General features: G+C 28.1%; 20 protein-coding genes, 1 tRNA gene and 1 other RNA gene. 16 read left to right on the forward strand and 6 right to left on the reverse strand.

What is annotated here, in order from left to right; all coding sequences use genetic code 11:
- Positions 1-92 precede the first annotated feature (92 nt).
- Together J2Z71_RS06980 and J2Z71_RS06985 are read right to left on the reverse strand one after the other, a co-directional pair.
- The gene (locus J2Z71_RS06980; RefSeq protein WP_210061474.1) at positions 93-1,274 is read right to left on the reverse strand and encodes a CaiB/BaiF CoA transferase family protein; all 1,182 of its coding nucleotides are present in this window, start codon (positions 1,272-1,274) and stop codon (positions 93-95) included.
- A gap of 69 nt (positions 1,275-1,343) precedes the next feature.
- A complete protein-coding gene (locus J2Z71_RS06985) occupies positions 1,344-2,525 on the reverse strand; it encodes a CaiB/BaiF CoA transferase family protein (protein WP_245311204.1) in 1,182 nt (393 codons plus the stop codon).
- Between the two features lie 121 nt (positions 2,526-2,646).
- On the opposite strand from J2Z71_RS06985, the gene J2Z71_RS06990 reads away from it, so the two are divergent.
- The 8 genes from J2Z71_RS06990 (at position 2,647) to J2Z71_RS07025 (ending at position 10,261) form a co-directional block, all read left to right on the forward strand.
- Positions 2,647-3,021 (forward strand): GntR family transcriptional regulator, encoded by a 375-nt coding sequence (locus J2Z71_RS06990; protein ID WP_210061476.1) that lies wholly within the window; start codon positions 2,647-2,649, stop codon positions 3,019-3,021.
- A gap of 1 nt (position 3,022) precedes the next feature.
- Entirely contained in the window at positions 3,023-3,871 is an 849-nt protein-coding gene (locus J2Z71_RS06995) for an ABC transporter ATP-binding protein (RefSeq protein WP_210061478.1), read from the forward strand.
- Positions 3,864-4,529, forward strand: a complete 666-nt coding sequence (locus J2Z71_RS07000) for an ABC-2 transporter permease (RefSeq protein WP_210061480.1) — start codon at positions 3,864-3,866, stop codon at positions 4,527-4,529. Before J2Z71_RS06995 ends, J2Z71_RS07000 begins: the two co-directional genes overlap by 8 nt.
- Positions 4,523-5,173, forward strand: coding sequence for an ABC-2 transporter permease (locus J2Z71_RS07005; protein WP_210061482.1), 651 nt, complete (start codon positions 4,523-4,525; stop codon positions 5,171-5,173). The genes J2Z71_RS07000 and J2Z71_RS07005 overlap by 7 nt, the downstream gene beginning before the upstream one ends.
- A 108-nt stretch (positions 5,174-5,281) precedes the next feature.
- Positions 5,282-6,001, forward strand: coding sequence for a CPBP family intramembrane glutamic endopeptidase (locus tag J2Z71_RS07010; protein ID WP_210061484.1), 720 nt, complete (start codon positions 5,282-5,284; stop codon positions 5,999-6,001).
- 127 nt (positions 6,002-6,128) lie between these two features.
- Positions 6,129-7,061: a DnaJ C-terminal domain-containing protein gene (locus J2Z71_RS07015; RefSeq protein WP_210061487.1), complete on the forward strand. Its 933-nt coding sequence runs from the start codon at positions 6,129-6,131 to the stop codon at positions 7,059-7,061.
- Positions 7,062-7,083: 22 nt separating this feature from the next.
- Positions 7,084-9,663, forward strand: coding sequence for an ATP-dependent chaperone ClpB (gene clpB, locus J2Z71_RS07020; protein ID WP_210061496.1), 2,580 nt, complete (start codon positions 7,084-7,086; stop codon positions 9,661-9,663).
- 91 nt (positions 9,664-9,754) lie between these two features.
- Positions 9,755-10,261 carry a type 1 glutamine amidotransferase domain-containing protein gene (locus tag J2Z71_RS07025; RefSeq protein WP_210061498.1) on the forward strand — a complete coding sequence of 169 codons (507 nt, stop codon included), beginning with the start codon at positions 9,755-9,757 and terminating at the stop codon, positions 10,259-10,261.
- 31 nt (positions 10,262-10,292) lie between these two features.
- On the opposite strand, the gene J2Z71_RS07030 is transcribed toward J2Z71_RS07025, so the two are convergent.
- A complete protein-coding gene (locus J2Z71_RS07030) occupies positions 10,293-10,811 on the reverse strand; it encodes a nitroreductase family protein (protein WP_210061500.1) in 519 nt (172 codons plus the stop codon).
- Positions 10,812-10,895: 84 nt separating this feature from the next.
- Between J2Z71_RS07030 and J2Z71_RS07035 the strand changes: the two genes are divergently transcribed.
- A complete protein-coding gene (locus J2Z71_RS07035; RefSeq protein WP_210061512.1) occupies positions 10,896-11,825 on the forward strand; it encodes a radical SAM protein in 930 nt (309 codons plus the stop codon).
- Positions 11,826-12,283: 458 nt separating this feature from the next.
- Here J2Z71_RS07035 and J2Z71_RS07040 read toward each other — a convergent pair whose 3' ends face one another.
- The 3 genes from J2Z71_RS07040 to J2Z71_RS07050 form a co-directional block, all read right to left on the reverse strand.
- Positions 12,284-12,859 carry an ECF transporter S component gene (locus J2Z71_RS07040; protein WP_210061519.1) on the reverse strand — a complete coding sequence of 192 codons (576 nt, stop codon included), beginning with the start codon at positions 12,857-12,859 and terminating at the stop codon, positions 12,284-12,286.
- Positions 12,828-13,781, reverse strand: coding sequence for a nucleoside hydrolase (locus tag J2Z71_RS07045; protein ID WP_210061521.1), 954 nt, complete (start codon positions 13,779-13,781; stop codon positions 12,828-12,830). Before J2Z71_RS07045 ends, J2Z71_RS07040 begins: the two co-directional genes overlap by 32 nt.
- Before the next feature lie 177 nt (positions 13,782-13,958).
- Positions 13,959-14,957 (reverse strand): biotin--[acetyl-CoA-carboxylase] ligase, encoded by a 999-nt coding sequence (locus tag J2Z71_RS07050; RefSeq protein ID WP_342590811.1) that lies wholly within the window; start codon positions 14,955-14,957, stop codon positions 13,959-13,961.
- A 150-nt stretch (positions 14,958-15,107) separates the two neighbouring features.
- Between J2Z71_RS07050 and J2Z71_RS07055 the strand changes: the two genes are divergently transcribed.
- The 7 genes from J2Z71_RS07055 to J2Z71_RS07085 all read left to right on the forward strand — a co-directional run bounded on the left by J2Z71_RS07055 (position 15,108) and on the right by J2Z71_RS07085 (position 18,904).
- Positions 15,108-15,195 (forward strand) — tRNA-Ser (locus J2Z71_RS07055).
- A 4-nt stretch (positions 15,196-15,199) separates the two neighbouring features.
- An RNA gene (ffs, locus tag J2Z71_RS07060) (signal recognition particle sRNA large type) lies at positions 15,200-15,465 on the forward strand.
- Between the two features lie 300 nt (positions 15,466-15,765).
- Complete coding sequence (locus J2Z71_RS07065; RefSeq protein WP_210061525.1) at positions 15,766-15,993, forward strand: FeoA family protein; 228 nt, start codon at positions 15,766-15,768, stop codon at positions 15,991-15,993.
- Between the two features lie 13 nt (positions 15,994-16,006).
- Positions 16,007-18,151, forward strand: a complete 2,145-nt coding sequence (gene feoB / locus J2Z71_RS07070; protein ID WP_210061527.1) for a ferrous iron transport protein B — start codon at positions 16,007-16,009, stop codon at positions 18,149-18,151.
- Positions 18,152-18,159: 8 nt separating this feature from the next.
- Positions 18,160-18,285: a FeoB-associated Cys-rich membrane protein gene (locus J2Z71_RS07075; RefSeq protein WP_210061529.1), complete on the forward strand. Its 126-nt coding sequence runs from the start codon at positions 18,160-18,162 to the stop codon at positions 18,283-18,285.
- Entirely contained in the window at positions 18,286-18,543 is a 258-nt protein-coding gene (locus J2Z71_RS07080) for a FeoB-associated Cys-rich membrane protein (RefSeq protein ID WP_210061531.1), read from the forward strand. It begins immediately after the preceding gene.
- A gap of 91 nt (positions 18,544-18,634) precedes the next feature.
- Positions 18,635-18,904, forward strand: coding sequence for a hypothetical protein (locus tag J2Z71_RS07085; RefSeq protein WP_210061533.1), 270 nt, complete (start codon positions 18,635-18,637; stop codon positions 18,902-18,904).
- The last annotated feature ends 39 nt before the right edge of the window (positions 18,905-18,943 follow it).

An 18,943-nucleotide genomic window follows, 5' to 3' on the forward strand; every position in this document is an offset into this window, starting at 1 on the left:
GGCTCATTTTTTACGCCTTTTGAGGCGTAGCAAGTAAAAAAGGGCCTTGTGCCCGTAAATTAAAAACCACCGGCTAGGCCGGTGGATATTTATTATTTAAAAACATTTTTATTACTTAGATTTTTTATTTCTTCATCAGAATATCCAAGAGATTTCATAATACTATTAGTATCTTCTCCTATGGTTTTACCAACATGTTTATATTCTGCTTTTGATTTTGAAAATTTAATTGGCATAGAAAACTGTCTTACTTTTTTGTCGCCAACAGGCATTTCAATTACAAGTTCTCTTGCTTTAATATGTTCATCTTCACTAAGGGCTTCTTTTAGATTTTGAACTGGCTCAACACAGCAGTCCTTATCCTTAAAGATTTCAATCCATTCAGATAAATTTTTAGCACCTATAGTTTTTGAGATTTCGTCTTTTAAATCTCTTACATCTTCAGGCCAAACAGTTTTATTTATAAACTCAGGTCTGTCTATTGCCTCACAAAAAGCCTTCCAAAATTTAGGCTCTAAAGAACCAACAGATAAGTATCTTCCATCAAGTGTTCTATAAAAATCATAGGCACATCCACCATTTAACATTCCTTCTTCTCTATTTGGAAGTTTTTCATCAACTAAATATCCAGCACCATCAAAGGTATTATAAGAGATAAGTCCATCAAGCATTGATATATCAATATATTGACCTTCTCCAGTTGCATTTTTATAATTAAGTGCTGCAAGAATACCAATAATTGCATTATTAGCTCCAATTGCAAGATCACCAATTTGAGTATTTGTAAGAATAGGTCCAGTTTGTTTTCTGCCAGAAAGTGACATAATTCCAGATTTTGCAAGGAAATTTATATCATGTCCTGCACGCTTACTCATAGGTCCAGTTTGTCCATAAGATGAAATAGAGCAATAGATTAAAGCTGGGTTTATTTCTTTTAAATCTTCATAAGAAAGACCTAGGCTTTTCATAACTCCTGGTCTAAATTGTTCAACTAAAACATCATATTCCTTAACAAGTTTTTTAACTATATCTATACCTTCTTTAGTTTTAAGGTTAAGAGCCATAGTATTTTTATTTCTATTTAGCCAAAGTAAATTGGCAGACTTATTAGTATCCTCAAAAAAAGGTTCTTTCTCCAAAACTAAATCTAATTTAGAAGGAGAAGAAATTTTTAAAACATCAGCTCCCATATCAGCCATCATTAAAGTTGCATAAGGCCCTGGAAGAAGTGTTGTGAAATCTAGTACTTTAACATTTGAAAGAGCACCTTTCATATTTATTACCTCCCATACTTAATACATTATCTTAATTCTATTATAACAAATTAAAGCAATATAAAATATCTATTTAAAAACTCCTTTGTTTTTTAATTCATTTATTTCTTCCTTAGAATAAGAAAGTTTTTGGAGAATTTTTTCAGTATCTGCTCCAATTTTTTTGCCTACATGATTATATACAGCCTTTGAGCAAGAAAACTCTATGGGAAGTTTATATTGTTTAACTTTATTTCCATTATAATCTAATTCAACTATTACATTTCTTTCTTTAATTTGTTCATCTAAAAGAAGAGCTTCTTCTAAATTTTGAACAGGTTCAATACATAAATCCTTATTTTTGAAAATTTCCTTCCATTCATTAAAATCTTTAGATTTAAAAATTTCTTTTATTTCTTTTTTTACTATTTCAATATTTTCAGGATAAATTCCTCCACTAATTAAATCTTCACGACCAATGATTTTACAAAAACCACTAAAATATTTGTCTTCAATAGCACCTACTGAGAAAAATCTACCATCTTTAGTTTCATAAAAATCATATAGAGATCCTCCATTTAAAAGAGATTCTTCTCTACTTGGAATATTTCCACTATATAAATAATTAAGCCCTTCAAAGGTATTATAAGAGATTAATCCATCAAGCATTGAAATGTCTATTCTCTGTCCTTTATTAGTATTCATTCTGTAGATAATAGCAGATAGTATTGCTATTACTGCATTATTAGAGCCTACGGACATACCACCTATTTGAGCATTTAAAAGACTTAGTCCTGAATCTTTTTTTCCAGAAATAGACATAAGCCCAGACTTAGCTAGATAATTTATATCGTGACCAGCATAGGAACTCATAGGTCCAGTTTCTCCATAAGATGATAAAGAACAATAAATTAAAGAGGGGTTAATCTCTTTTAGTTCCTCATAGGATAATCCAAATTTTTCCATAGTTCCAGGTTTAAATCCCTCAATTAAAACATCATATTCCTTAATAAGTTCTTTAACTATATTTACTGCCTCTTTAGTTTTAAGATTAAGAGCCATAGTGTCTTTATTTCTAAGAAGCCACATTTGAGATATTGAAATATCGCTATCTTCAAAGTAGGGTTCTTGTTCTAAAATTACATCTTTTTTAGAAGGAGAAGAAATTTTTAAAACATCAGCTCCCATATCTGCCATCATTAAAGTTGCATACTGTCCAGGTAAAACCGTTGTAAAATCTAATACTTTTATATTTTCTAATACGCCAATCATAATTTCCTCCTTTATATATTATATATACCTTTAAAAGAAATAAAAAAACTATTGACAAAAATTATAAAGGGTATAGTATGTATATACACAGTATATACAGTATGTACATTGGAGGGTAAATATGAATATTATTATTTCAAACTCCAGTGAGGTCCCAATATATGAACAAATTAAAAATCAAATAAGAGATATGATTATTGATGGAAGATTAAAATCAGGTGTGGGACTTCCTGGCATGAGAACTCTAGCAAAGGATTTAAAGGTTTCTGTTATAACTACAAAAAGAGCCTATAATGAACTGGAAAAAGAAGGATATATAATTACAAATCAAGGTAAGGGATCCTTTGTAGCAAATATGAATAGAGAGTTTTTAAAAGAAGAACAATTAAAATTAATAGAGGAAAAATTACAAAGTGCAGTAGAACTTGCAAGTCCTGTAAATATATCTCTAGATGAATTAAAAGAAATATTAGAAATACTTTATAGAGGTGAATAAAATGAATGCAATTGAGATAAAAAATTTAAATAAAAAATATGATAATTTTGAACTTAAAGATATTTCCTTAAATGTGAAAAAGGGAAGTATTATGGGACTTATTGGAGAAAATGGAGCTGGAAAAACTACAATTTTAAAATGTATTTTATCAATTTCAAAATATGATGGAGAAATACTTGTATTAGGAGAAAAGATAAATATTAATACAAAAGAGAATATAAATGCAGTTTTAGATGATGTTTTTTTATCTGAGTATTTAAATCCCTATGAAATAGAAAGTATATTATCTGGAATATATAAAAATTGGGATAGTAATTATTATTTTGAGCTTTTAGATAAATTTAAGATTAATATTAAAAAAGATATTAAGGATTTTTCTAAAGGTATGAAAGTAAAACTTAAAATTGCAACAGCACTTTCATCAAAACCAAAACTTTTAATACTTGATGAACCAACAGCAGGTCTTGATCCAGTAGTAAGAGATGAAATCCTTGATATACTTTTAGAATTTGTAGAAGATGAAGAAAATTCTGTTTTAATATCTTCACATATAACAAATGATCTTGAAAAAATAGCTGATTATATAACTTTTGTAGAAGATGGAAGATTGATATTTTCAGAGGATAAGTATGAACTTTTAGAAAACTATGCAATATTGAGAACATCAGAAGAGGATTTTAAAAATGTTGATAGGTCCTTTGTAGAAAGATATAAAATAAATAAATACAATACTGAGGCATTAATTACAAATGTAGAAAAATTTAAAATAAAATATCCAAATTTAATAGTAGATAAACTAGATCTTGATGAAATGATGGTGTTTTATGCAAAGGGAAATAAATATGAATAAGATTAAAGAAAAAGAAAATATTAAATCATTACTGAAAAAAGACTTTATACTTCTAAAAATTTACAAAAAATCAATACTACTAATGTCTTTATTCTTCTTAATATCAATAGTTTCAACAATTAAAAGTAGTTCTAAAAACAATATAAGTATATATATAGTTTTAATTAGTGTATTTTATTTATTATTTTCACTAAGTTATTCGTCATTATATATAGATGATGGATCTAGATTTTATGAATATGTAAAATTTCTTCCAATAAATATAAAGGATTATGTAAAATCAAAATATTATTTTGCAGGAATAATATATTTTATAGAATTTATAATATTTATATTAATTGCAATATTTCTTTTTAATTTAGAAACATTGAAAGTTCCAATTGTATTAATATCTGCTCAAATACTAACAGGCGGAATTATAATTAATATATTTTTTAAATATGGACAAGAAAAAGTTAGATTTATTTCAACAAGTTTATTTATGATGAGTTTTTTAATACTACTTGCCTTTACAAAACTTGGAATGGGATTATTAAGTATAGGTCTATTAAGTATATATTATATGAAGTTTTTCCCCTTTGTATTTTTAATAATTAGTATTATAGTATTTATTATTTTTATGAACAAAACAGTAAAAATGGAGGAAGAAAAATGTTGAAATCTCTATTGAAAAAAGACTTAAATATAATAAAAAAGACTTCGAGTTATAGAAAAAATCTTATATTTATAATTGTATTTATTATAGTATTTAGCTTTATAATTGGAAAAGAAGCAACGGGAATAATGGCAAGTGTAATGCTTTTGTCTATACCCTTTGGAATACATTCAGAAGATGAAAGATCAGGATTTTTACAATATTATAAAACACTTCCCATAAAAGAAAGTGTATTGGTAAAAGAAAAGTTTTTACTAAATGGAATATTTTCATTAATTGGACTAGTTTTTTCTCTTTTAATATATTTAGTAATGAATATATTTGGAAAAAGTATAAGTGCAGAAGATGTATTTGGATTAATATTATCTATTATTATAATGCATTCAATGTATTCAATATATATTCCATTAATATATAAATATTCACCACAAAAAGCTCCAATTATGATTTTTATATTAGTAATAATTATAATTTTTCTTGGAGTATTAATTGCAAAGTTATTTAAATTATTTGGTCTTAATATAGAAAATACTCTTGAAAGTATTTCGGAAATAAAAGTTGTAATAGGAAGTCTTTTAATTGCTTTAACAATAAATTTAGTAAGTTATTTTAGTGCAATTAAAGTATTAAAAAATAAAGATTTTTAAATATTAAAAATAAGATAAAGTCTCATTAAGAGACTTTATTTTATTAATTAGTTTAATCAAAGTATATCTTTGGTATATTTATAATAGAGTAAAATTAAAGGAGTTAATATGGAAAAAAACAATATAAGAAAAAAAGACCTAACAGACTTTCCATTTGAAGATGTACCAAATAAAAACTGGGCACTATCGCTTTTAGTTGCAATTGGAGGGTTCTTTTATATATCTTTTGGAATATGGACATTACCTAAAATTTTAGTAAATGAATATTTTATATCATTTTTATTTTTATTTTTTTGTCTTGTAGCTTTATCTATATTAGATAATAAGTTTTTTAATAAAATATTTAAAAAGATAAACTCTAAAGATTTATTGATAATTATTTTTACACTTGTAATATGTTATGGAATGGGATTTATAAGTTCTCTTGGAAAGACAGATCTTGTTGAAAATCCAATAACGGGAATAATAAATAAAAGTAATATTGTAAAAATATTAATAGTAACAGCTATTCAGCTAATAGGTGAGGAGATTTTATTTGTTATTCCATTTTTATATGTTTACAATAAAATGAAAATTAAAAAAAGTAAGAGAATATCTATTATAGTAGCTTGGATTATATCTTCATTATTTTTTGGAGCATTACATCTTCCAACATATTCTTTTAATTTTTATCAGGCCTTTATAGTTATTGGAACTGTGAGAATGGGAATGAGTATTTCCTATATTTTAACTAAAAACCTAACTGTTTCATATATTGCCCATGTATTATATGATTTTTTAATATTAATTGGAGTATATTTAGTAGGCGAATATATGATGTTTTTATAAGATGTAAGAAATTACATCTTTTTTTAAAAAATTCTTTAAATAGTTGATTTAATCACAAAAACAATGTATAATAAATTAAGGTCAAAGAAGGTCAAAAAGACTAAATAATTTTGGAGGAAGGGATTAAATGAAATATAAAGATTATTATGAAGCTCTAGGTGTAGATAAAAGTGCAAGTGAAAAGGAAATAAAATCAGCCTATAGAAAACTTGCAAAAAAATATCACCCAGACTTAAATCCCGATAATGAAAGTGCACAGGAAAAGTTCAAAGAAATAAATGAAGCTTATGAAGTGCTATCTGATAAGGATAAAAAGAAAAAGTATGATACTTTTGGTTCTTCAGGTGGTTTTTATGATGGGGCAAATTTTGATCCATCACAATATGGATATTCTTACTCTGGAAATGGAGGAAGTGGAGATTTCTCTGATTTCTTTAATATGTTTTTTGGTGGAGCAGATCCTAGTTCTGCTGGAGGTTTTTCTTCAAGTGGAGGAGATTTTAGTTTTTCTGATATTTTCTCTGATTTTGGAGGAAGAAAGTCCAAGAAGAGATCTAGTAATAGACAAAGCTATGAAACAGATTTATCAATATCCTTAGAGGAAGCTTTTAAGGGAACTAATAGAAAACTTTCATTAAATTTAGATGGAAAAAATGTTGAATTAGATGTAAAAATTCCAGCGGGAATTACACCAGGCAAAAAGATTAAGATGAAAGCTGATAAGTATGGTGTTACTGCTGATGTTTTATTTAAAATAGATATTTATGCTTCTACAACTGAAAAACTCGATGGAATAAATATAGTAAAAGAAGAGGAGATTTATCCTTGGGATGCAGCACTTGGTACTAAAAAAACCATAGAAACTTTACATGGTAAGATAAAAATTCAAGTTCCAAAGGGGTATAAGGGAAGAAGTAAAATGAGAATTCCTAAAAAGGGATTTAAGGATATGAAGGGTAATACTGGGGATTTATATATAATGTTTAATATTGTAAATCCTACAAAACTAGATGAAAAGCAAATAAAATTATACGAAGAATTACAAAAAAGTTTTGATTAATTAAAAAGTTGGGAGTGATATTATGGATTTTGAAAAATTCACACAAAAATCAATAGAGGCAGTTCAAGCTGCACAAAATATTGCAATGTCAAATGGCAACCCACAATTAGAAGATATACATTTAAATAAGGCATTGCTTCAAGATAAAGATGGGCTTATTCCAAAGGTATTAAGATATATGGGAGTAAGTGTTGAGATGATTCAAAAGGATATAGATGATGAAATCTCAAAACTTCCTAAGCAACAAGGGGGAAGTACCTATTCATCAAGAGAATTTACAATGGCTCTTGATTCTGCAATGAAATATGCAACTCAATTTGGAGATGATTATGTTTCAGTAGAGCATTTATATATGGCTCTTCTTGCACAAAAGGGAACTAAATCAGAAAGTGTTTTTAAAAAATTTCATTTAAGTATGGAAGGATTTTTAGAATCACTTAAAAAAATTCGTGGAAATCAACATGTTAGAACAGACAATCCAGAAGATACCTATGATGCATTATCTAAATATGGTAGGGACTTAACAAAAGAAGCTCGTGCTGGAAAAATGGATCCTGTAATAGGTAGAGATGATGAAATAAGAAATGTAATTAGAATTTTATCAAGAAGAACTAAAAATAATCCTGTTTTAATTGGTGAGCCAGGTGTAGGTAAGACTGCAATAGTAGAAGGTCTTGCTCAAAGGATTATCAATGGAGATGTTCCAGAAGGACTGAAAAATAAAACTATCTTCTCTCTTGATATGGGTGCTCTTGTAGCAGGAGCAAAGTATAGAGGAGAGTTTGAAGAAAGACTTAAAGCTGTACTTTCTGAAGTTGAAAAATCTGATGGAGAAATTTTATTATTTATAGATGAAATTCACAATATTGTAGGAGCAGGAAAGACAGAAGGTGCAATGGATGCATCAAATCTTTTAAAACCAATGCTTGCAAGAGGAGAACTTCATGCAATAGGAGCTACAACTCTTGATGAATATAGAAAATATATTGAAAAAGATCCAGCTCTTGAAAGAAGATTTCAAAAGGTTTTAATCTCTGAACCAAATGTTGAAGATACTATTTCAATATTAAGAGGTCTAAAGGGAAAATATGAAATATATCATGGAATTAGAATTGCAGATTCTGCAGTAATTGCAGCAGCAACACTTTCTGATAGATATATCTCAGATAGATTTTTACCAGATAAGGCAATAGATTTAATGGATGAATCCTGTGCAATGCTTAGGACTGAAATAGATTCTATGCCTACAGAAATAGATGAAGTAAGAAGAAAAATCTTACAACTTGAAATTGAAAGAGAAGCCCTTAAAAAAGAAAAAGATGAAGCTTCTAAAAAACGTCTTAATGTACTTGAGGAAGAACTTTCAGAAGAAAAATCAAGTTTTGATTCTTTAAAGGCAAAATGGGAATCAGAGAAAAAAGATCTTGATAAAGTAAAAGATATTAAAAAAGAAATTGAAAGAGTAAATCATGAAATAGAAGAAGCTGAAAGAAATTATAATCTTGAAAAATTATCACAACTTAAATATGGAGAACTTCCAAAACTTGAAGAAGAACTAAAAAATGCTGAAGAAACAACAAAAGATGAAAATTCAATGGTAAAAGAAGAAGTTACTGATGAAGAAATTGCAGAGGTTGTATCTCGTTGGACAAAAATTCCAGTAGATAAATTAAATGAATCTCAAAGAGATAAACTTTTAAATCTATCAAGTATTCTTCATGAAAGAGTAATAGGTCAAGACGAGGCAGTAGAAGCTGTATCAGACGCTGTTCTTCGTGCAAGAGCAGGACTAAAAAGTGAGAATAGACCAATTGGTTCATTTATATTTTTAGGACCTACAGGAGTAGGTAAAACAGAAACAGCAAAGGCTCTTACAGAATCACTATTTGATGATGAGAGAAATATGATAAGAATTGATATGTCTGAATATATGGAAAAACATTCAGTATCAAGACTTGTTGGATCTCCTCCAGGATATGTTGGATATGATGAAGGTGGACAACTTACAGAAGCAGTAAGAAGAAAACCCTACTCTGTAATACTTTTTGATGAAATAGAAAAAGCTCACCCTGATGTATTTAATATACTTCTACAAGTCCTTGATGATGGTAGGCTTACAGACAATCAAGGAAGAACAGTAGATTTTAAAAATACAGTAATTATTATGACATCAAATATTGGTTCATCTTATTTAATAGAGGGAATTGGAGCAGATGGAAATATTACTTTAGATGCAAGAGAACATGTAAATTCTGAAATGAAACTTAGATTTAGACCAGAGTTTTTAAATAGAGTTGATGAAATTGTAATGTTTAAACCTCTTGCAAGAGATGAAATATTTAAGATTATTAAAGTAAATATAAAAGATATTGAAAATAGATTGTCAGATAGAAATATTAAAGTAGAGGCAACAGAAGATGCATTAAATCTAATATTAAATAAATCTTATAATGTTCAATATGGTGCAAGACCAGTTAAGAGATTTATTCAATCAACAGTAGAAACTGATATTTCTAAGATGATTATTAGATCAATTGTAGAAGATGGAGATACTATTTTAATAGATGCAAAAGACAATGAACTTGTTATTTTAAAGAAATAATTAATTAGGCTGCTAGAAATAGCAGTCTTTTTTTTAAATATATATAAATGGGTAAGACTTAATTATAGGAAGTTTTAGAAAGGAGTATATTATGAGTAAAATAGCAATAATAGCAACAGATTATGTAGAAGATATTGAACTTAGTTCTCCAAGAGATGCTCTAAATAAAGAAGGGCATGAAACTTTTATAGTAGGAACAGAAAAAGGAGTAAAAATAAAGGGGAAAAAAGGCGAGACCTTTGTGGCTGATTATGGAATAGATGAAGTATCTGAAAAAGATTTTGATGCTATTTTAATTCCAGGTGGATTTTCACCAGATATATTAAGAGCAAGGGAAGAATTTGTAAAATTTGTAAGAAATTTTTTATTATATAATAAGCCAACTTTTGCAATATGCCATGGAGCGCAAATCTTTATACAAACAGGACTTACAAAGGGTAGAAAAATGACAGCTTATCTATCTATCCAACAAGATTTATATTATGCAGGTGCAATTGTAGAAGATAAATCAGTAGTAATAGACAATAATCTTATTACAAGTAGAACTCCTGCAGATTTAGAGGATTTTAATAGAGAAATAGTAAATATTTTAAAGTGAAAAAAGACTGCTAGGCAGTCTTTTTTTAGTATTAATATTTATTGTAGTGAATTTTTGGTGATGGATCAAAATCAACTCTTTTTCTGATTTTATCATTGCCATAACCAACAGGAATCATACAAAGAGTGCTCATATTCTTTGGAAGATTAAAAAGTTCTCTTGCAAATTGTTGAATTTCAACACCATCTTTAGTAGTTCCTTCTTTTAGATTAGCCCAAGATGTATTTAATCCTGCTTCTTGAGCAAGTAATTGGAAATAACTTGCAGCAATAGAGCATTCTTCAACCCAAGTTTCAGAAAGATCCCTATCTGCCATAATGATAATTACAGCAGGTGCATCTGCAATGTATTTCGTTCCAAAAGTTTCAATATTTGATAAAGTATTTAGAGTTTCTTGATCTTCAACTATAACAAATTGAACAGGACGAGCGTTTCCATAAGAAGGTCCCATTAAAGAGTATTTAAGTAACTCTTCAAGTAGTTCATGATCTACCTTATCTTCTTTGAATTTTCTAACACTTCTTCTACTGTTAATGATTTCTTTTAACAATTAAATCACCTCAAGATAATTGTACCATAATCAAATAAATTTTGATAAAATATATTAAAAGTAAAAATAGAAAAGAGTAATAAAATGGAAAAATTTATAGAGTATGAAAATTGTAATATATGTCCAAGAAATTGTAATATAAATAGATATAAAAGTGTAGGATATTGTAAAATGCCAGCACAATTATATGCATCAAGAGCATCAATTCATATGTGGGAAGAGCCACCTATATCAGGAGAAAATGGTTCTGGTACAGTATTTTTTACAGGATGCAACTTAAAGTGTATATATTGTCAAAATTATGAAATAGCACTTGGAAGTTATGGAGAAGAAATAAATTCAGAAAAACTTGCAGATATTTATTTAAACTTACAAAAAAACAATGTCCACAATATAAATCTTGTAACGCCAAGTCACTATATTCCAACTATTAGAAAATCTTTAATAATTGCAAAAAAAATGGGACTAAATATTCCAGTAGTATATAATACATCTTCCTATGATAATGTAGATAGTTTAAAAACTTTAAGGGGACTTGTAGATATTTATCTTGCAGATTTTAAATATTTTAATGATGATATTTCAAAAAAATACTCTAATGCAAAAGACTATGTAGAAGTTGCAAAAAGTGCAATTAAAGAAATGTATAATCAAGTTGGAATAAATCAATTTGATGAAAATGAAATGATGAAAAGTGGAGTAATAGTAAGACATTTAATGCTTCCAGATCACTTAGAAGATAGTAAAAAAATAGTTAAATATTTATATTCTGAATATAAAGATAATATTTATTTAAGTTTAATGAATCAATTTACCCCAGTTAGAAAAGTAAAATATGAAAATTTAAATAAAAAAATTAGTATAAAAGACTATGATAAATTAATAGATTATGCGATTTCTTTAGGTGTTGAAAATGCCTTTATTCAAGAAGGTGACACAGTAGATGAGAGTTTTATTCCAAGTTTTAATCTATCAGGGATAAAAGATAATAAAATATTGAAAAGTAATGATTAAAATTCATAAAATTAGATTAAATTAATATATATTCTTACTAGAAAATGATTTCACAAAACTTTCATAAATAATTTTAAAAAATAATTAGGGCTAGTAAATGGCTTAAAATGGCTAAAAATATAGTAAATTATAAATATTACAGAAAAAACTCTAAAAATAAACTTTAAAAAGTTGCACAAATGAGGAAAACGTGGTACTATGTAGTTGTGAATATTTCCACGAAAGTGGATATTCTTCAATCATCTTTTTTCTTCCCAGCTATACATAAAAAGAGCCTTAGGCTCTTTTTACGTTTTATACGTTTTTTCAAAGGACCTAAATTTAATTTAGGTCCTTTTTATTGCAAAAATATATAAAAAAAAGCGACTACATAGTAGTCGCTTTTTAGATGTTCTAGTCGTCCACTACTAGAACACCCCAAGGGTTGAACTTCATTATAATATTTATTTAGATAAAAATCAACTATAAATTTCTTTAAATCCTCTAGAATTTACGATTTTTGAAACTATTAAAATAGCAAATAATTTATCAAAATAATCTGTTATAAATTGTATTAAAAAAACAGACATTATATCATTTACACCAATTGCTCTTAAAATCTGAACAAAATAAGAAGATCCAGAACTAGTTACAGTTCCAAAAAGTTTAGCAGATATAAAGGAACTTACAAGACATATTGGAATTGCAACTATAAAGTTTAATAGTATTTTCTCTTTTAATGTTCCTGTTTTAAGTTTTGGAATTATACCTGAAAAATATCCAAGTAAAATTTGAGCTGGTGAAAAATAAAAAGAATATATATCAAAGGACATTCCATTTATTGTAGCGCTTAAAAGCCCAGCTAAGGCACCGTATTTTGGACCAAGTACAAATCCTATAAGAACAGTTCCAAGACCATCTAAATATAGGGGAAGACGAAGCCCAAGGGCAATAAACCCTCCAACTATATTTATAGCCATTGCAATTGAAATAATAGTGATTTTTTTTGTATTGTTTAAATTTTTAATATAAATCACTCCTTGCAAAAATTTCATCTCTATGATCTTTAAAAAGTCTTGAGAGAAATTCTTTCATGGCAGTTTCATTATCTACATCTGTATATAAAATTACATTTTTTTTCTTTTTATAAAAATCATATTCATCAACTATAAGTTGTCCCATAGCTTGACTACTAAGAGCAACTTCGCAGTAATATTCTTTTTTTTCAAACAAATCTTCTCTAAGATCTGCAATAAATGTAAGTGGATCATTTATAACACAGCCAATAATATCTTCATATTCATAGTGAAAATCCATATAAAAATTAGTAATTGATTCTATAAAATCTGCTCTTTTTTTATTAAGATGTTTTAAGTAAGAAAGCATATTTGGTGTAAATAGAAACTTTCTAGTAACATCAAGAGGAAGGATTTTAACCATTCCAGGATAATTTTTAATTACATAATCAGCAGCATCTGGATCTACCCAGAAGTTAAATTCTGCAACAGGCGAGCAGTTGCCATGACTTTTAAAGGCTCCTCCCATACAAATTAGTTCAACATTTTTAAAAGTTTCTCTATCTTTTTTTAAAGCAGTTGCAATATTTGTAAGAGGTCCTAATGCAAAAATCTTAATGTTTTTTTCTTTATTTAGACTATTTAATATAAAATCTACTGCATTTTTTTGTGGTGGGATATAATTATAGACAAGATTTGAATTTCCTAGCCCATCCTCCCCATGAGTTTCTTTAGCAGTTACAAGTTCCCTAACAAGTGGAACTTCTTCACCAATGTACAGAGGAATGGAAGTTTGTTCAAAATTAAGTAATTTAAGCGCATTTTTATAACATAATGTTGCTTCAACATTTCCTGATACTAGAGTGATTCCAAGAATATCATACTCAGGGCTATTAATCGCAAGACTAAGTGCAAGAGTATCGTCAATTCCAGGGTCACAGTCAATTATTATTTTTTTCATATAATACCTCCTTAAATAAGGAGAACTTTAAGTAAAAAACATCAATCATAGTTTTTTATACTTGGAGTTCTCGAACAAGTCCTAATCATAAAGTTTAGATTTAAGATTAATGCAAGTGCTATTTTAACACTTTATTTAAATTCTTACAAGAAAAAAAGCACCTCTTTTAAGAAGTGCTTAGAATTCACCTTTAACAGAAACTTCGCCACTTAATAAGGTCATTATCTCCTTATTTTCAAGTTCTACAACTAAGTTTCCTTTATCATTTATATCTATTGCTTTTGCTTCGTATTTTACGCCGTTTTTTTCAAAGGATACTTGCCTACCAAGAAGTAGGGAATTATCTTTATAAATTTTTAAAACTTCTTCATCACTTAAATTATAATAAGAATCATAAAATTCATTTATAATTTCAGCAGCCATTTCATTTCTAAGTAAAGAGGATTCCTTATCCTTTAGAAGTGAACCTGCAATGGCTTTTAAATCTTTTCCAAAATCTTTATCTTTAGTTTTGAAGTTTAGTCCAATTCCAACTATTACTGATTTAATTTCATGTGATTCAAAATCAGCATCGGCTTCTGATAAAATACCGCAGATTTTTTTATGGTTTAAGAATATATCATTAACCCATTTAATTTCTGGATTTTTATTAGTTTTATTTTTTATAGCATTTACAACTGCAACAGCAGCTTTTACTGTAATAAGATCAAAGGCATTGAAGTTAAATCTTTCATCAGGAAATAGTACAATTGAAATATAAATTCCAGTGCCCTTAGGAGATGCAAAGCTTTTTCCAGTACGGCCACGTCCCATAGTTTGTTCATCTGAAATTAAAATTGTAAAGTTTTTAAGATTTTCACTGTATAAAAGTCTTTTTGCTTCAGTATTAGTAGAATCAATACTATCATATACAATAATATCGCTATTTTTTAATTCATCTCTTAAATTAAATAAAACTCCATATTTAGAAATTTTATCGCAACTATCATCTAATTTATATCCCTTATTAGTAGAGCTATTTATAATAAAGCCCTCATCTTTTAAAGAGTTTACAGCTTTCCAAATAGCAGTTCTTGAAAGGTTAAGTTCTGTAGCAAGATCTTCACCAGAGATAAATTTATCTCGATTTTCTTCAAGTTTTTTTAATATAATTTCCTTAGTACTCAATGTTTTCACCTCTTCTTAAATATTCTACTATATATTAAAATAATAGTAAACATAGTGTAAAATTAAAGTTGATAGTTAAAGTAATATGTTGTAGAATATATAAGGACCATAATATTGACAAATTATTAAAAAAAATGTAAAATTAAAACCTAAGCATATGGAGAGGTGTCCGAGTGGTTGAAGGAGCTCGCCTGGAAAGCGAGTAAACGGCAACGTTTCGGGGGTTCGAATCCCCCTCTCTCCGCCATATGCCGTGATAGACGGGGAATTAGCGATGTCTTGTAACCTACGATTCGCTGTAGTAGGGTTGAATTCCCAACTGAGGTAGTGATTTGTGCAGTCTGCCCCAAATGTGTGGCGTTGAGGATTGGGTCCTACGCAACGTATGCCTGTGAACCGTGTCAGGTCTTGACGGAAGCAGCACTAAGCAGGATTTTACGTGTGCCGTGGGAGTGCCTAGTCTGAGTTAACTATTTGGGTACCGTGTGGAAATTTACTTTCGAAGTTGGGTTCACGGCTACATATTTTAAGAGAGCAGAAGCTCTCTTTTTTTTATGCTTTTTTGAAAATAAAAGTTTTTTATAAATTATCGTAACTTTTTTAAAAAATCTGTATATTCTGTGTTATAATAAAAACGTACTAAGAGATAATCGTTATTAATTAGAGGAAGAACTTAAAAAATTCTTTTTTTATAAGTTGATATGATAATGATTATCGTTTAAAAAATGATTAATTTTGACAATTTTAAAATTACATAAAATTATTTCACTATAATTTAGCTTAGAATTGTCTATTATAAAAATATAGGAGTGATAATATGACATTAAAAGATGCTAAAGTTGGTAAAATTTATAAGGTACTTAAAATACATGGGCATGGTCCATTGAAAAGAAGAATAATGGATATGGGAATAACAAGGGGAACACCGATTTTTGTAAGAAAAGTTGCACCTTTAGGAGATCCAGTTCAATTTAATATTAGAAACTATGAACTTAGTTTAAGAAGAGAAGACTCAAGCTTAATAGAAGTAGAAGAATTAAACTAATAGGAGGAATAAAATGGCAATAACAATTGCTCTTGCTGGAAATCCCAATAGTGGTAAATCAACATTATTTAATAAATTAACAGGCTCAAATCAATATGTTGGAAACTGGCCTGGAGTTACAGTAGAGAAAAAAACAGGAGAATATACAAAAGATAAAAATATAAAATTCACAGACTTACCTGGAATTTATTCGTTATCACCTTATACATTAGAAGAAGTTGTATCTAGAGATTATCTATTAAATGAAAGACCAGATGTAATTATAGATGTAATTGATGCTACAAATATAGAAAGAAATCTATATCTTGCAACTCAATTATCAGAACTTAGAATTCCACTTGTACTTGCATTTAATATGATGGATATAGTAAGAAAAAATGGAGATAAGATCAACACAAAAGAAATAGCAAAATCTCTTAATTGTGAAGTTGTAGAAGTTTCAGCAATTAAAAATGAAAATATTGATGCCTTAGTTGAAGCAGCTATTAAAAAAGCAAATGACAAAGATATAAAAGAAATTAAATCTTTTTCTAGTAGTTTAGAAGAATACATTGACACTATAGAAAATAGTGTAGAATCAATAAAAGATCATCCATCAAAGAGATGGCTTGCAATAAAACTTTTTGAAGATGATGAAAAAATAGAAAAAGAATTTATTCTTACAGCAGAAGAAAAATCTTTAATAGATGAAATAAGAATTAAAGCAGAAAAAGAATTTGATGATGATGCTGAGGGAATAATCACAGATCAAAGATATAATTTTGTAACTAAAATAACTAAAGGTAATATAAAAAAAGGTGTAGTTGGACTATCTACATCAGATAAAATAGACAAAATAGTAACTAATAGATTTTTGGCAATACCAATATTTGCACTTATAATGTTTGGAGTTTATTATATTGCAGTTACTGTAGTTGGTGGACCTGTAAATGATTGGTGGGCTGATGAGTTTTTAGGAGAAGTAGTTCCAACTCATGTTGCAGGATTTTTGGCGAATCACGAAGTAGCACCTTGGCTAACAAGCTTAATATCTGATGGTATTATTGGTGGAGTAGGATCAGTTGTAGGATTTTTACCTGTAATAGCAACACTATTTTTCCTAATATCAATACTTGAAGATGTAGGATATATGTCAAGAATTGCCTTTATATTAGATAGAGTATTTAAAAGATTTGGACTAAGTGGTAAATCTTTCATTCCTATTTTAGTAGGAACAGGATGTTCAGTTCCAGGAATTATAGGAACAAGAACTATTGAAAATGACAATGATAGAAGAATGACAATAACAGTTGCATCTTTTATGCCTTGTGGTGCTAAGACGGAAATAATTGCACTTTTTGCAGTAGTATTATCAGGCAAATGGTGGTATGGACCTATTTGGTACTTTGGAGGAATACTTGCAGTAATCTTATCAGGACTTATTTTAAAGAAAACTAAGAGATTCCACGGAGATACATCACCATTTATAATGGAGCTTCCAGACTATCATGCACCAAGTATGAGAAATATATTTAAAGCAACATATGATAGATGTAAATCTTTCATTATAAAAGCAGGAACAGTAATCATGTTATTTACAATAGTAATATGGTTTTTACAAAATATTTCAGTAACAGGACAATTTGTAGAATTTGAAAGTGATGCAACAGACTCAATACTTTCATTTATAGGTAAAAAACTTCAATGGATATTTGTTCCACTTGGATTTGGAAACTGGATGGCTACAGTTGCTACAGTAGTAGGACTTGGAGCTAAAGAACTTGTAGTAGGAACTTATGGAGTAGTTGCAGGAATAGGAAGTGCAGAACTTGGAGATCCAAACTTAAACCAATTTATTGCAAATCAATTTAATGCAGTTTCAGCACTATCCTTTGTATTCTTTAATCAAATTACAATTCCTTGTTTTGCAGCAGTTGGAGCTATAAAACAAGAAATGGGAGATAAAAAATGGTTTGGATTTGCAATGGCATATCAAATGATATTCTCCTATACAATATCACTTATGATATATCAGTTTGGTAGAATCTTAGTGCTTCACGAAGCACCAACAATTTGGACTGCAATAGCAGGAGTGGTACTTTTTATATATCTATATCTAATATTTAGAAAAGATAAATATAAAGAAAAAGAAGTTTTAAAAGAGGGTTTACAAGGATAGGTGATTAAATGGCTAATTATATAATTGGCGCAATACTTTTAATAGTAGTAATACTTGCAATTAGACGTATTAAAAATAAAGGAACTTGTAATTGTGGACATTGTTCAGATATTAAATCAGAAAAAGGTGATTAAATGGCTACTTTAATAGTGCTTTTAATACTTGTAATAGCAGTGATTTTTGCAATTAAATATGTAGTAATAAATGGAGCTTGTGGAGGAGGATGTTCTAGTTGTTCATTTTCAACATCTTGCTCAGGAAAATCTAAATTTGATGAACTATCAGATATGGAAAAATTAAAACATATTAAAAAAATGAAAGAAATGCAAAAAAATCCTGAAATTCAAAAAGCTTTGAAAAAAGCCTTAGAAGAACAAAAAAACTTTAACTAAATTAAAAGACGTCTATAAGGCGTCTTTTTTGTTTTAAAATATGTAAATTTTGTATATACTATTATATAATCAAAGTTTTAGGGGGAGCAATATGAAGAAAACAGATGAATTTCTTTTGAAAGTAAATAACTGGATAGAAAAAAATGACCTATTTATGGTTCCAGTAGTTTTGCTTATTATATCAAACTTTGTAGAAGCATTAAATACAGATATAATTAGTAAAATTAGAATATCAATAATAGTAGTGCTTTTATTTTTAGTAGTATTCACATATAGAAAATATAACTCAAAAAGAGTAAAAAGCACTGTAAGATGGTTTATAATAGCACTTGTGCTATCAGTATATAAATATATTGGATAATAGCCATATTTACAATTTTTTTCTTTTCTAATATAATTA

The organism is Peptoniphilus stercorisuis (assembly GCF_017874395.1).
Lineage (GTDB): Bacteria > Bacillota > Clostridia > Tissierellales > Peptoniphilaceae > Anaerosphaera > Anaerosphaera stercorisuis.